This is a genomic window from Sphingomonas aquatilis (genome assembly GCF_014196115.1).
Taxonomy (GTDB): Bacteria; Pseudomonadota; Alphaproteobacteria; order Sphingomonadales; family Sphingomonadaceae; genus Sphingomonas; species Sphingomonas aquatilis.
This window is the reverse complement of sequence record NZ_JACIDB010000004.1, coordinates 106,236-120,485: the sequence shown is the minus strand read 5'-3', so window position 1 is coordinate 120,485 and position 14,250 is coordinate 106,236. Positions and strand designations below refer to the sequence as shown.

Sequence of the window (14,250 nt, the reverse complement as noted above, 5' to 3'; positions counted from 1 at the left end):
GGCGCGCTGATAGCAGACGCTTCGAAACGCGCAAGTGCGTTGCGCCATTTTCTTGCACCCCCTACAGCCGAGCCCCATGAAAGTCGCTCTGTCGCTCGCCGTCGCCCTCGCCTCGCTGTCGGCCTGTTCGCGCGACACGACCCGCTATCCCTCGCTGGCGCCGCGGGCGGTGGAGAAGCTTGGCTTCGCCGAGCCCGAAGTGCCGGTGGTCGAGGCCAAGCCCGATCCGGCGCTGGATGCGAAGATCGCCGAGTTCGGCGTAAAGCTCGACCGCTTGGCCAAAGGCTTTGCCGGCGACGCCGCCAAGGCGGATGCCGCCGCGGCGAAGGCCAAGGGCAAGGCCGTGGGCAGCGATGCGTGGCTGGATGCGCAGACCGCGCTCGCCCAGCTCGACGACTGGCGGGCGCAGACGTCGTCGCTGTTAAGCGATATCGACGTAATCGCGGCCGATCGCGCGGCAAAGCTGGAGCCGGCCTATCCTGCGCTCGGCACGGTGCGAGAGCGCATTGCGGCGGAGGCTGCCAGGCAGGCCGCCAAGATCGACCGCATCCAGGCGTCGCTTCCCGCCGCCTAAGGCGCCCATTTCAGCAGCGGCAGGATCGTCGAATAATCGTCGGTCCACGGGGTGAGTCCGGCACGCGGTGTCAGCGGTTGCCACTGGCCGCCCCGTTTCGCGAGGGCGGATAGCGTCGCAGGATTGCGAGACAGCGCGATCCACTGGCTGGCCGAAGCGATCGCGGTGTAGCGGGGCGGCTGATAGAAGAGCTTCGCCGCATGCCAGCCGCCGTCCCGCGCCAGCGCCGCGACCACGGGTTCGAGATCGAGGAACCGGTTCGAGATGTGGACGAGCAACAGCCCCTTGGGCTGGAGCACGCGGGCGTATGCGCGGAACGCTTCGCGCGTCATCAAATGCGCGGGGATCGCATCCGAGGAGAAAGCGTCGAGCGCGAGCAGATCGAGGCTGTCGGGTGCGTCCTGCTCCAGACTGAGGCGCGCGTCGCCGATGCGGATCGTGGGGTTGGGCAGGCAGTTGCGCAAATAGGTGAACTGGCCGGTGTCGCGCGCGATATGCACGACGACGGGATCGATCTCATAGAAGCGCCAGCGCTGGCCCGGCTGCGCGTAGCAGGCGAGCGTGCCCGTCCCGAGCCCGACGACACCGATGCGTGCGCGCGGTCCGTACAGCGGATCGAGCGCGCTCATCGCGCGGCCGATGCCGGAGGGCGGCGCGTAATAGGTGGTCGGCAGGCGTTCGAGGATCGGGTTGCCGATGAACTGGATGCCGTGGACGGTCGTGCCATGGTCGAGCTCGCGCACGCCGGGACGGTCGCGGACGGTATAGACGCCGAAATAGCTGCGGGTGCGCGCGCCCTGTTCCAATGATAGTTCGACCGCACGCCAGCCGCCGAAGATCACCAGCGCGACGGCGAGGGTGAGCGCATAGGCCGGGCGGGCGCCGATCGCGATCACGCCGATCAGCGCGATGACGATGAACGTCAGCCCCTGATGGCCATCGCCAAACAGATCACTAGGGCCGCGGAAGGTCAGCCCCGCCAATATCGCGAGCAGGACGGTGACGACCGCATAGGCCAAGAGGCGACGCCGCGGCGTGGTCCACAGCGACCGGACAGCGCGCGTCAGGTACCGTTGCGGCACCAGCAGCCCGGCGGCGAAGATCAGGATGGGATATTCGTACGTCCAGTCGAACACGACCGGCGCGATCAAGGCCGCGAACACGCCGCCCAATGCACCGCCCACCGCCATGGCGAGATAGAAGCCGGTCAGACGATCGGGCGCGGGGCGCAGGCGATAGAGCTGCGTGTGCAGCGCGACCGAGGCCATGAACAGCAAGGTCAGCGCGATGGCGAGATTGACCAACGGCGATTCGTTGAACCCGCCGACCATCACGCCGCCGAACAGCAAGATGGTGATCGGCGCGATCCGCGTCAGCAGGTCGGCGAGGAACCGGTCGGTCGCGAAGGCGACGGAAAAGCTCAGCAGATACAGGCCGAGCGGCAGCACCCAGAGCAGCGGCATCGCGACGATATCGGTGGTGATATAGGTGGAGGTCGCGAGCATCAGCCCCGAGGGCACCAGCGCGAGCGCGATCCAGTGGGCGATACGACGGTGGGTTGCGGGTTCGCTGGTCGGGCGCGCCGCGGCCTTGCCCTCCCCGCGCGGCAGATGCCAGGCACAGCCGACGACGAGCGCGATCAGCAGGACGTAGCCCGCGCTCCAGACGAGGCTTTGCGTGCGCAGCGTCAACAGCGGCTCCACGACGAGCGGATAGGCGATCAGGCCGGCGAAGCTGCCGAGGTTCGACGCGGCGTACAGCGCATAGGGATCGCCCCCCCGGCTCGCCATGCTGAACCAGCGTTGCACCAGCGGCGCTTGGGCGGAAACGGCGAAGAACAGTGGCCCGATCGATGCGCCGAGCAGCCACGGCACCCAGACCGCCAGCGACACGCCGGCAGGCCCCGCCCCCAGCGCCAGCCCGATCGGCAGCCACGCCCCCGCGACGAGCAGCACGCCGAGATGCACCGCCGCCTGCGCCATCGGCCGGATGCGCCCCAGCGCATGGGCATAGGCATAGCCGGCGAGCAGCAGCGTCTGGTAGACGAGCATCGCCGAATTCCACACCGCCGGCGCCCCGCCCAGCCGCGGCAACGCCATGCGCGCCACCATCGGTTGAACAAGGAACAGCAGGAACGATCCCGTCAGGATCGTCGCGACGAAAAGGGTGCGGCCGGGCCGGCCGATGGCATTGCTTTCGGCGTCGCTCACGCGGGACGGTCGATCGCGTAGACGAGATGCCGGCAAAGGGGATGGCCCTTCGCGAACCGGGGATGGTCGAAATCGAACTCCGACCGGTGTGTCATGCCGAGCCGCAGCATCAGGCCCCATGAGGCGCGATTGGCGGGCACGGTCCAAGCGCAGACCCGATCCGCTGGCGTGGTGGCGAACGCCCAGTCGATACAGGCGCGCGCCGCCTCACGGGCATAGCCCTGACCCCAGGCGTCCCGGCGCAACCGCCAGCCGATCTCCCAAACGCCACGCACCGGCGTGTTCTCGTGGCCACCGCGGCGGATGCCACAAAAGCCGAGGAACGCGCCATCGTCGCGTTGCTCGACCGCCCAGAAGCAGCACCCATCCTCCGCCTGATTGGCGATCTGCCGGTCGACGGCCGCGTCGCTGGCAGCACGATCGACGACGCCGTCCAGATGACGCATCACATCGGGATCGCGGCCCATCGCGGCGAACGGTTCACGATCCGCGTCTCGCCACGGCCGGAGGATCAGCCGCTCGGTCTCGATCACGCGCCGAGCAGCCGCGCGGCGTGCGCCGCATGATAGGTCAGGACGCCCGAACAGCCGGCGCGCTTGAAGGCCATCAGCGTTTCCAGCACCAGTGCGTCGCGATCGCCTGCGCCGGCGGCCACCGACGCCTCGATCATCGCATATTCGCCCGACACCTGATAGGCGAAGACCGGCACCTCGAAGCGCTGCTTCACGCGAACGATGATGTCGAGATAGGGCAGGCCCGGCTTCACCATCACCGTGTCGGCGCCCTCGGCAAGGTCCAGCGCAACCTCGCGCAGCGCTTCCTCGGCGTTGGCGTGATCCATCTGGTAGGTCTTCTTGTCGCCCTTCAGCAGGCCGCGGCTGCCGACCGCGTCGCGGAACGGGCCGTAGAAGCCGCTCGCATATTTCGCGGCATAGCTCATGATCTGGACGTTGTGGGCGCCCTCGCCCTCCAGCGCCGCGCGGATCATGCCGATACGGCCGTCCATCATGTCCGACGGCGCGATGATATCCGCACCGGCGCGCATCTGGTTGACCGCTTGCTGCACCAGCAGGTCGGCCGTGCTGTCGTTGACGACATAGCCCGCCGCATCGACCAGCCCGTCATGGCCGTGGCTGGTATAGGGATCGAGCGCGACGTCGGTCAGCACGCCGACCTCGGGCACCGCATCCTTGATCGCGCGGGTAGCCTGGCACATCAGATTGTCGGGGTTGAGCGCCTCGCGCCCGTCCTCGGTCTTGAGGTGCGCGGGCGTGTAGGGAAAGAGCGCGACGCATGGGATGCCGAGGTCCCTCGCTTCCTTGGCGCGCGCAACGATGCCATCGACCGACCAGCGCGACACGCCGGGCAGGCTGGCGATCGGCTGCTCCACCCCCTGCCCCTCGACCACGAACAGCGGCCAGATCAGATCGGCCGGCGTCAGGACGGTTTCGGCGTGGAGGCGGCGGCTCCAGTCGCTCGCACGGGTGCGACGAAGGCGAAGCGCGGGATAGGATGCGGACATGGATTCGGCTTTGCGGGATCGTAGGCGTCCTCGCAAGCGTTACGCAGGCGTAATCCTTATCCGCATGGAAGTTCTGGGGAATTTTGCGACATGGTGCAATTCCGATCCGCCGCAATGATCGTCAATGCCAAGTCGCGGAAAGGGCAGAAGCTTTTCCAGCGGGCATGCGCGGCGATGGATGGGCTGGACTTTCCGGTCGACGCCCATGCCGTTGAAAATCCCGACGACCTGGAGGCGACGGTCGAGCGCGCGTTGGCGAAGAAGCCCGACCTGGTGATCCTGGGCGGGGGCGATGGGACGGTCAGCGGCCTTGTCGACCTGCTGGTCGGCAAGGGCGTGACGCTGGCGGTGCTGCCGCTCGGCACGGCGAACAGCTTCGCGCGGACGCTGGGCCTGCCGATCGATGTCGAAGGCGCGATCGAGGTGATCCGTACGGGCGTGCCCAAGCGCATCGACCTGGGCATGATCGACGACGATTATTTCGCCAATTGCGCCGCGATGGGGATCAGCCCGCAGATCGCCGAGACGGTGCCGCATGGCCTCAAAAAGGTGCTGGGACGGATCGGCTACCTCGGCTGGGCGGCGTGGCAGTTCGTTCGGTTCAAGCCGTTCATGCTGACGGTCGACGACGGCGTCGAGACGCACCGGCTGCGCGTGGTCGAGGTGCGGATCAGCAACGGGCCATATCATGGCGGCACATGGCTGGTGGACGAGGCGTCGGTACAGTCGGGCCGTATCGTCGTGCAGGCGGTGACGGGACGTTACAAGCGGACGCTGGTGAAGAATTGGGCGGCAAGCTTCCTGGGGCTGAAGGCGCGGCACCAGGATACGGTGAGCTTCAGCGGCACCGCCCTGAAGGTGGATACGCGCCCGTCACTGCCGATCTCGATCGACGGCGAGGTGCTGGCGCATACGCCCATCACCGCGCGGGTCGCCGCGGGGGCGATCGAGGTCATGGCGCCCGCGTGATCGTCACCGGCGCGGTGTGGAGCGGATAGTCGCGGTCGTCCTCCGCCATCACGATACCGCCCTTGGCATCGCGGAGGTAGAAGCGGCAGAAGATGCTGCGCTCATCGACGAAGCGCAGGCAGACGCGATCGGGCGTGATGCGGTAGCGGCCGCTCGTGTCGGGGCGATCGTAGGCGAGCGTGTAGGCGTCGCCGACGGCGGCGAAGCGCTCGGTCGGGCCGGGGCGGCCGCCTGTGCCGGGTCGCGTCTGGACGCTGCCGCGCACCAATTGTTCCAGCGCCTGCCCGCGGATCAGCGTCAGCGTTGCGCTATCGCGGATCGGCACCGGCAGGCGCGGCGGCGCGGGATCCGGCGCGGAGGGCGAGCAGGCGGCGAGCGCGAGCGGTACGGCGAGAAGAAGCGGACGGAGCATCACCGTGGACTCTGCGGGCGGCCGTCGCGCCCGGCAAGTCCGCGCAGGAACTTAACCTGTGTTCCGCCGATTGGAGCGATCGATGAACGCCCCTACCCTGTTATGGCTGCGGCAGGACCTGCGCCTGCACGACCAGCCCGCTCTCGCCGCCGCTGCCCATGCGGGGCCGGTCATTCCGGTCTACATCCTGGATGACGATGCGCCGGGCGAATGGCGGATCGGCGGCGCGCAGCGGTGGTGGCTGCATCACAGCCTCGCCGCGTTGGCCAAAAGCCTGGAGACAAAGCACAGCCGGCTGGTCCTGCGACGCGGTGATGCGGTGAGCGTGTTGCGCCAATTGTGCGAGGAGACCGGCGCGGGCGAGATCCACGCCACGCGGCATTACGAGCCGTGGTGGCGCGACGCTGAGGCGGCGCTGGGCGACCGCCTGGTGCTGCACGATGGCGACCGGCTGGCGCGCGTCGAGGATGTGACAACCGGGTCGGGCACGCCGTTCAAAGTCTTTTCGTCGTTCTGGAAGGCATTGCAGGAGCATCTGCCGCCCCCTGAGCCCGTGCCGATGCCGCGCACTATCGCAGCGCCGGACCGTTGGCCGAAGAGCGATACGCTGTCCGACTGGGCCCTTCTGCCGTCGAAGCCGGACTGGTCGGGCGGGTTCGGCGAGGATTGGGTGCCGGGCGAAGCCGAGGCGCTGGCCAAGGTGAAGCACTGGCCCGAAGAGGTCGGCGACTACGACCGGCGCCGCAACCTGCCATCGGAAGAGGGTACGTCGCGCCTGTCACCGCACCTGCATCATGGTGAGGTCTCGCCCCGGACGCTGTACCATGCGCTGCGGGGCAAGGCGGACACGATGCCGTATCTGCGCGAGATCGCATGGCGCGATTTTACGGCGGGCGTGCTGCTCGCCATGCCCGATTACGGGACGGTCAACGGGCGGCGGCAATATGACGCGATGCCGTGGCGGACGGGGGTGGCGGCGAAGCGCGACCTGAAGGCGTGGCAACAGGGCCGCACCGGCTATCCGATCGTCGATGCGGGCATGCGCCAGCTGTGGACGAGTGGCTGGATCCACAACCGCGTGCGGATGATCGCGGCAAGCTTCCTCGTCAAACACCTGTTGCTCGACTGGCGTGAGGGCGAGCGCTGGTATTGGGACTGTCTGGTGGACGCCGATTACGGGAATAACGCGGTCAATTGGCAGTGGATCGCGGGGACCGGCGTCGATGCCAACATGTTCGGGCGGATCATGGCGCCGCTCAGCCAGTCGGAGAAGTTCGATGCGGCCGATTACATCCGCCGGTGGGTGCCCGAGCTGGCAGACCTGTCCGATGCCGCGATCCACGATCCCGATGCGCATGACGCCCGGCCGAAGAGCTATCCGCCCAAGATCATCGGCCATCGCGAGGCGCGCGATCGCGCGCTGACGGCTGCCAAGACGCTGCGCTGAGCGTCAGGCCCAGGCGGCGGGGTCGATCGTATCGCGCAGGAAATCGATGAAGGCGGTGACGGTGGCCGGGACCGCGGGGCTGCGCAGGTGGACCGCATAGATACCGACGTCGGCCGAACCCTCCCATTCGGGCAGCACGCGCACGAGCTGTCCCGAGGCGAGCGCATCGCCGACATCCCATAACGAGCGCAACGCGATACCGACGCCGCCCAGCGCGAGTTCGCGCACCATTTCGCTGGAGTTGGTGCGAACGTAGCTAATTTGGGTGACGAGGCTCGTGCGTCCGCCGGACACGAGACGCCACGGCATCTGCCCATCGGCCGCCAGCAGGCGATGCGCGGCCAGGTCGTCCACCTGTTCAGGCGTGCCGATGTCGGCGAGATAGGACGGCGCCGCGCAGAGGATGCGGCGGCTGGTCGCGAGCCGGTGCGCCACGACGGTCTCGGGCACCTCTGCCGCAATGCGGATCGCGCAGTCGACCCGCGCCCCGAACAGGTCGACAAAGCCGTCGTCGAGATCGAAGCGCAGCTCGACCGCCGGGCAGGCGGCCACGAACCGGCCAAGGTGAGGCGCGACATGCAACCGCCCGAACGAGGTCGGCGCGGAAACGTGAAGCGGTCCCGCCGGCGCGGTGCGGGCGCCGGTGACCCGCGCTTCCGCCGCATCCAGCGCGCCGAGAATGTCGCCCAGATCGGCGCGGAACCGCTCGCCCGCCGTCGTCAGCGCCAGCCGTCGGGTGGTGCGATGCACCAGCGTGACGCCGAGCCGTTGCTCAAGGCGTTGCAGCCGCTTGGAGACCATCGCGGGCGATAGGCGCAGCGCCCGTGCGGCAGCGGAAAGGCTGCCGGCTTCGGCCACGGCGACGAACAGCGCATAATCGGGATCGAAGGCCATTCGTTCCTCTTACGATAAACTGCTTCAATATCTTTGCTGCTACCGAACGGATAGCGATCGGTCTAGGATCGCCGGCAAGACCATAGCGAAGGATGACCCCATGATCGCGCGCGCCGGCCTTGGCATCGCCCCCGAACTTGCCGACTTCCTCGAGCGCGAGGCATTGCCGGGCACCGGTATCGAGCCTGATGCTTTCTGGTCGGGCGTGGCGGCGATCTTCGAACGCTTTACGCCACAGAACCGCGCGCTGCTGGCGACGCGGGATCGGATGCAGGCAGCGATCGACGCATGGCATCGCGACCATGCGTTCGAGCCCGCCGCCTATGAGGCATTCCTGCGCGAGATCGGCTATCTGCTGCCCGAACCGGCGCCCTTTGCGGTCGACCCCGCCAATGTCGATCCGGAAATCGCCGAGCGGGCGGGGCCGCAGCTGGTCGTCCCGATCCTCAACGCCCGCTTCCTGCTGAATGCGGCGAATGCGCGCTGGGGCAGCCTGTACGATGCGCTGTACGGCACCGACGCGCTGCCCGGCGCGGCTGTGTCCGGCGGCTATGACGCGGCGCGGGGGAGCCAAGTCATCGCTTGGGCCAAGGCGTTTCTGGACGAGGCGGTGCCTCTCGCCGATGGCCGCTGGACAGATTGGACGGGGGGCACGCCCGCACTCGCCGATTCCGGGCAATGGGTGGGCAACGCCGGCGACACGTTGCTCTTCCGGCACAACGGCCTGCATATCGAGGTCGTCGTCGACCGCGGCCACCCGATCGGTCGCGACGATCCCGCGGGTATCGCCGACGTCGTTCTCGAATCCGCCTTGACGACGATCTGCGACCTTGAGGATTCGGTCGCGGCGGTCGATGCCGCGGACAAGGTTGCGGGCTATGCCAATTGGCTGGGGCTGATGCGCGGCGACCTGACGGCGAACTTCGACAAGGGCGGGCGGACGGTGAGCCGGACGCTGGCCGAGGATCGTACCTATACCGCCCCCGACGGCGGCACGATCACCCTGCCCGGCCGCAGCCTGCTGTTCGTCCGCAACGTCGGCCACCTGATGACGACACCGGCCGTGCGCCTGCCCGACGGCAGCGAGGCGCCCGAAGGCATCCTCGATGCGGTCGTCACCAGTCTGATCGGGCTGCATGACGTGCGAGGGCCGCGTCGCAACAGCCGCGCCGGATCGATCTACATCGTGAAACCCAAGATGCACGGGCCGGACGAAGCGGCGCTGACCAACGCGCTGTTCGACGCGGTCGAGGATCTGCTGGGCCTTGATCGCCACACGATCAAGGTCGGGCTGATGGACGAAGAACGGCGGACCAGCGCGAACCTGGCCGCATGCATTCACGCCGTCCGCCACCGGCTGGTCTTCATCAACACCGGCTTCCTCGACCGTACCGGCGACGAGATGCACACATCGATGCACGCCGGCCCGATGATCCCGAAGGGCGAGATGAAGGCGAGCCGCTGGATCGCGGCCTATGAAAACCGCAACGTGCAGATCGGCCTCGCCTGTGGCCTGTCGGGCAAGGCGCAGATCGGCAAGGGCATGTGGGCCGCGCCGGACCGGATGGCGGACATGCTCGATCAAAAGATCGGCCATCCGCAGACCGGCGCGAATACCGCCTGGGTCCCCTCGCCCACCGCGGCGACGCTGCACGCGACGCACTATCACCGCGTCGACGTCTTCGCCCGCCAACGCGAGCGTGCCGCCGAGCCGGTCGCGCCGCTGGGCGACCTGCTGACCATCCCCGTTGCCGAGGCGGGACGGAACTGGACGCCGGATGAGGTGCGCGCGGAACTCGACAACAATGCGCAGGGCATATTGGGCTATGTCGTACGCTGGATCGATCAGGGCATCGGCTGTTCGAAGGTGCCCGACATTCACGATATCGGCCTGATGGAGGATCGCGCGACGCTGCGTATCTCCTCGCAGCATATGGCGAACTGGCTGCTCCACGGCGTCGCGACGCCGGCCGAGGTCGATGCCGCCTTCACGCGCATGGCGGCGAAGGTCGATGCGCAGAATGCCGACGATCCCCTCTACCGTCCGATGAGCGGGCATCCGGACAGCCTCGCCTGGCAGGCGGCGCGCGCGCTGGTGTTCGAGGGTGTCGCGCAGCCGAACGGCTACACCGAACCGCTGCTTCACCGCTATCGCGCCGAGGCGAAGGCGGCCGGTTGAGGCGTCGGCTGAGAGGCGCCGCCTACAGGCGGTGGTAGGCGCGATACCAGTCGACGAACGCCGGCACGCCGACATCGATCGAGGTCGTCGGCCGGTAGCCGAGGTCGCCCGCAATCGCGTCGATATCCGCCGCGGTGCGGACGACGTCGCCCGGCTGCATCGGCAGGTTGCGGCGAATCGCCTGGCGGCCCGTCGCCCGTTCCAGCACCTCGATCACGCGGCCCAACGGTTCCGACCGGTTGTTGCCGATATTGTAGAGACGATGCGGCGCAACGCTGCCGCCGGCTTTCTCCGCGCCGTCGTCGGGCGGCGGATTGTCGTGCGCTGCGATCACGCCCGCGACGATGTCCGCGATGAAGGTGAAGTCGCGCTCCATCTGGCCATCGTTGAAAACCGGGATCGGCTCGCCCGCGAACATCGCGCGCGTGAAGATCCACATCATCATGTCCGGCCGCCCCCATGGGCCGTACACCGTGAAGAAGCGCAGGCCGGTGAGCGGCAACCGATAAAGGTGCGCGTAGCTTTCGCTCATCACCTCGTTCGCGCGCTTGGTGGCGGCATAGAGCGAGACGGGCCGATCGACGCGATCCTCGACGCGGAACGGCACGGCAGTGTTGCCGCCATAGACTGACGACGACGAAGCATAGACCATATGCGCGACGCCGCGGTGGCGCGCGACCTCGAGCAGGTTGAGATGCCCGACGAGGTTCGACTGGCCATAGGCCTCCGGGTGCTCGATCGAATAGCGCACGCCCGGCTGGGCGCCGAGATGCACGATGCGATCGAAATCGTGCGATTCCAGCGCGGACTTCAGCGCCGCGGCATCGGCGAAGTCGACCTGGAGAAAGGCGAACAGGTCGCCATAGCGTTCGGTCAGGCGGGCGAGGCGCGCGTGCTTGAGCGCCGGGTCGTAGTAATCGTTGATCGAATCCACGCCGATCACCCGCGTGCCGCGCGCCATCAGCGCATCGGCGGTGCTCATGCCGATGAACCCCGCCACGCCCGTCACCAATGTCGTCGGCATCGTCGTCCCCGTTTGCAGTCTGCCGCCGCTCTAGCCGGGGACGCGCGCCGCCTCCACCCGCGTCATCGCGATCGCCGCGAGCAGCAGCGCTCCGGCCGCAAAGGCGAGCGTCCAGATCGGCGCTGTCGGGAAGAAATGCTTGGTGATCGACCCCATCACCGTCGCGACCAGCAGCTGCGGCACGACGACGAAGACGTTGAACAGGCCCATGTAGATACCGAGCTTGCGCTGCGGCAGGCTGGACGCGAGGATCGCGTACGGCATGGCGAGGATCGACGCCCAGGCGATGCCGATGCCGATCTCGCTGGCGAGCAGCCATTTGGGATCGGTGATGACGAAGAAGCTGGCAAAGCCCGCCGCGCCGCACAGCAGCCCGATGATGTGCGTCTTCGCCTGCCCGATCCGCTTGGCCAGCACCGGCAGCAGCGTGAGCGCGGCGACCGCGGCGATGCCGTTATAGGTTGCGAACAGCACGTCGACCCAGTTCGCGCCCTCCTGATACAGCGGGCTTTTCGCGTCGGGTGCGCCGTAGAAGGCGCCCGCGACGATCGGCGTGGTGTTGATCCACATGATGAACAATGCCGACCAGCTGAAGAATTGCGCGACCGCCAGTCGCTTCATCAGCAGCGGCATGCCGCCGAAATCCCCGACGATATGGCCGAGCATGCCCGCCGCCTGCCCCGCCCGCGCCCGGGCGATCGCGACGATGCTGGCGAGACCATAGCCGGCGAGCAGCGCCCCGAGCAGGTACACCTCCTTCTCCAGCCGCATCGCGGCGACGGCGACGACCACGATCGCCCCCGCGACGATCCAGGCGATGCTGGTACCGTACCGGCGCGCGGCGAGGATAAGGAGCGTGTGGCCATGGTCTTCCGCCGCAGAACCGTCGAACGCCGCCATCTCGTCGGGCGCATATTCGCGCGTCGTCAGCACGGTCCACAGCACGGCGAGGAACAACGCCGCGCCGCCGAACCAGAAGGCATAGCGTACGGTATCGGGAATGCCGCCGCCCGCTGCCTGGTTGGACACCCCGAGGTGTTCGAGCAGCCAGGGGAAGATCGACCCAAACACCGCGCCTGCGCCGATAAAGGCGGTCTGCACCGCATAGCCCGCGGCATGCTGATCCTTGTCGAGCATATCGCCGACAAAGGCACGGAACGGCTCCATCGAGACGTTGAGCGAGGCGTCGAGCAGCCACAGCAGCATCGCCGCCATCAGCAGCCCCGGGCTTTCCGGCATCAGCAGCAGCGCGATCGCCGCCAGAATCGCGCCCGCAAGGAAATAGGGCCGCCGCCGCCCCAGCCGGCCGAGCCAGGTGCGGTCGCTGAGGTGGCCGATCACGGGCTGCACCAGCAGGCCGGTCAGCGGCGCCGCGACCCAGAGCGCGGGCAGATCGTCGAGGCTGGTGCCGAGCGACTGGAAGATGCGGCTCATGTTGGCGTTCTGCAGCGCGAAGCCGATCTGGATACCGAAGAAGCCGAACGAGATATTCCAGAGGCCCGCCCAGCTTTGGCGCGGGCGAGTGGCAGTGGGGGTCATGGCATCCTCCGGTGGCCGTCTAGCGCGGCCTGATGATCTGGGAAGTTGAGCAGGCATCCGCTCAGCAAGGTCTCGATTGCGGCGAGATCGGCGACGGGGGGTGCCGTGCGCAGCCGCGTCGCGTCGGGGAAGGTGCCGTAACCGGCGAGGAGTACCTCCCACGACATGGGCGCGTAATAGCCGGCAAGGCCCCGCCCCTCGACCACCGCGGCGACGTCGCCGCCGGTGAACCACGCGGTCATGATCGCCTTCAGGTCGTCGGACAGATCGTCGTTGGCGGCGACGTCGCGCCAGAAGGAGCCGCTGCGGCGGTTGAGGCGGTAATGGGCGACGATATAGTCGCGGATACCGTCGTAGCGGCGCGCGATCGCGGCGTTGAAGGCGTCGCGGCTGCCGGCCTGATAGGCGCCGATGAAGCCTTCGATCGTCGCCTGTACGATATGGAGCGCCGTCGCTTCGAGCGGTTCGATGAAGCCCTGGGCGAGGCCGATCGCGAGGCAGTTGGCGGTCCAGCTCGTCTCGACGCGGCCGACCCTCATGCTGAGGTGGCGGGCGGCGACTTCGGCATCGAGCAGGCCGAGGTGACGGCGCAGCTCCGTCTCGGCCGCGTCGGGCGACAGGTAGCGCGAGGCGTAGACATAGCCGTTGCCGGTGCGGCTGGTCAGCGGAATGTCCCAGGCCCAGCCGGCGGAGAGCGCGGTCGCCTTGGTCTGGACCGGCAGCGCGGACTGCCGCGGGGTGGGCATCACCACGGCACGGTCGGCGAGGAGGCTATCGGCGAAGGAGCGGAAGGGCACACCGAGCGCCTTTTGCGCGATGACGCTGGCGAAACCGCTGGCATCGACGAACAGCTCCGCGTGGATGGCATCCCCTTCGTCCAGCGTCAGCGCGGCGACCTGACCAGCCGCATCGACCACGACGTCCCGCACGCGGCGCGGCAGATGGACGACGCCGCGGGCCAGCGCCGCGTCGCGCAGGACATGCCCGACCTTATGCGCGTCGAAATGATAGCCATAGCCGATGCGGAACGGGAAGTGTGCGGGCGCGATCGGGGCACGGCCCGCCTCCGCCAGCCTCCCGTTGAGGAAGAAGCGGTCCGGATGCGCGGGAACGTCGGCGCCATGACGGCGTGCGCGAGTGCTGGCGAAGAAGGCGCCTTGCGTATGGAGGTCGATCTGGCCGGCGAAGGGGTGGAAATAGGCGGGCGTGTCGTCGGCCCAGCGGTGGAAGGCGATGCCCGCCTTGTAGGTCGCGTCGGCGGCCGGCATCCAGTCGGCCTCGGCGAGCCCAAGCGTATCGAACAGCGCCTTGAGCTGCGGGGTCGATCCTTCGCCGACGCCGACGATACCGATGTCCGGGGATTCGATGACGGTGATGCGCGCCTGCGGCCAGGCCCTGGCCATCAGGCAGGCGGCCATCCAGCCGGCGGTGCCGCCGCCGAGGATGGCGATCGAGGGAGGCGGTGGGGTCATGCGCGCAG

12 protein-coding genes are annotated in these 14,250 nt (G+C 68.1%); 4 read left to right on the top strand and 8 right to left on the bottom strand.

The window, feature by feature from the left end; translation table 11 throughout:
• The first annotated feature begins 76 nt into the window (after positions 1–76).
• Entirely contained in the window at positions 77–574 is a 498-nt protein-coding gene (locus tag GGR47_RS11360) for a hypothetical protein (RefSeq protein WP_147034715.1), read from the top strand.
• Here GGR47_RS11360 and GGR47_RS11355 read toward each other — a convergent pair.
• Genes GGR47_RS11355 through hemB form a run of 3 tightly spaced genes read right to left on the bottom strand, consistent with a single transcriptional unit; the run spans position 571 to position 4,306 of the window.
• A complete protein-coding gene (locus GGR47_RS11355) occupies positions 571–2,784 on the bottom strand; it encodes a fused MFS/spermidine synthase (RefSeq protein WP_147034714.1) in 2,214 nt (737 codons plus the stop codon). The two genes, GGR47_RS11360 and GGR47_RS11355, sit on opposite strands and share 4 nt — an antisense overlap.
• Positions 2,781–3,317 carry a GNAT family N-acetyltransferase gene (locus GGR47_RS11350; protein WP_147034713.1) on the bottom strand — a complete coding sequence of 179 codons (537 nt, stop codon included), beginning with the start codon at positions 3,315–3,317 and terminating at the stop codon, positions 2,781–2,783. The genes GGR47_RS11355 and GGR47_RS11350 overlap by 4 nt, the downstream gene beginning before the upstream one ends.
• Positions 3,314–4,306, bottom strand: coding sequence for a porphobilinogen synthase (gene hemB, locus GGR47_RS11345; protein WP_147034712.1), 993 nt, complete (start codon positions 4,304–4,306; stop codon positions 3,314–3,316). The genes GGR47_RS11350 and hemB overlap by 4 nt, the downstream gene beginning before the upstream one ends.
• Positions 4,307–4,396: 90 nt before the next feature.
• Here hemB and GGR47_RS11340 point away from each other — a divergent pair, with 90 nt between their 5' ends.
• Positions 4,397–5,275 carry a diacylglycerol/lipid kinase family protein gene (locus tag GGR47_RS11340; RefSeq protein WP_147034711.1) on the top strand — a complete coding sequence of 293 codons (879 nt, stop codon included), beginning with the start codon at positions 4,397–4,399 and terminating at the stop codon, positions 5,273–5,275.
• Here the strand turns inward: GGR47_RS11340 and GGR47_RS11335 are convergent.
• Positions 5,259–5,687 (bottom strand): hypothetical protein, encoded by a 429-nt coding sequence (locus GGR47_RS11335; RefSeq protein ID WP_147034710.1) that lies wholly within the window; start codon positions 5,685–5,687, stop codon positions 5,259–5,261. The genes GGR47_RS11340 and GGR47_RS11335 overlap by 17 nt on opposite strands.
• An 82-nt stretch (positions 5,688–5,769) precedes the next feature.
• Here GGR47_RS11335 and GGR47_RS11330 point away from each other — a divergent pair, with 82 nt between their 5' ends.
• Entirely contained in the window at positions 5,770–7,134 is a 1,365-nt protein-coding gene (locus GGR47_RS11330; protein ID WP_147034709.1) for a cryptochrome/photolyase family protein, read from the top strand.
• A gap of 3 nt (positions 7,135–7,137) precedes the next feature.
• On the opposite strand, the gene GGR47_RS11325 is transcribed toward GGR47_RS11330, so the two are convergent.
• On the bottom strand, positions 7,138–8,028 hold the full coding sequence (locus GGR47_RS11325; RefSeq protein ID WP_147034708.1) for a LysR family transcriptional regulator: 891 nt from the start codon (positions 8,026–8,028) through the stop codon (positions 7,138–7,140).
• A 100-nt stretch (positions 8,029–8,128) separates the two neighbouring features.
• Here GGR47_RS11325 and GGR47_RS11320 point away from each other — a divergent pair, with 100 nt between their 5' ends.
• Positions 8,129–10,207 (top strand): malate synthase G, encoded by a 2,079-nt coding sequence (locus GGR47_RS11320; RefSeq protein ID WP_147034707.1) that lies wholly within the window; start codon positions 8,129–8,131, stop codon positions 10,205–10,207.
• A 22-nt stretch (positions 10,208–10,229) separates the two neighbouring features.
• Here the strand turns inward: GGR47_RS11320 and GGR47_RS11315 are convergent, their stop codons facing one another.
• From GGR47_RS11315 to GGR47_RS11305, 3 genes are read right to left on the bottom strand one after another with little or no spacing between them, the layout of a single operon-like run.
• Positions 10,230–11,231, bottom strand: a complete 1,002-nt coding sequence (locus GGR47_RS11315) for an NAD-dependent epimerase/dehydratase family protein (RefSeq protein WP_147034706.1) — start codon at positions 11,229–11,231, stop codon at positions 10,230–10,232.
• Positions 11,232–11,261: 30 nt separating this feature from the next.
• Positions 11,262–12,770: an MFS transporter gene (locus GGR47_RS11310; protein WP_147034705.1), complete on the bottom strand. Its 1,509-nt coding sequence runs from the start codon at positions 12,768–12,770 to the stop codon at positions 11,262–11,264.
• Positions 12,767–14,242, bottom strand: a complete 1,476-nt coding sequence (locus GGR47_RS11305; protein ID WP_147034704.1) for a tryptophan halogenase family protein — start codon at positions 14,240–14,242, stop codon at positions 12,767–12,769. Before GGR47_RS11305 ends, GGR47_RS11310 begins: the two co-directional genes overlap by 4 nt.
• Positions 14,243–14,250 lie beyond the last annotated feature (8 nt).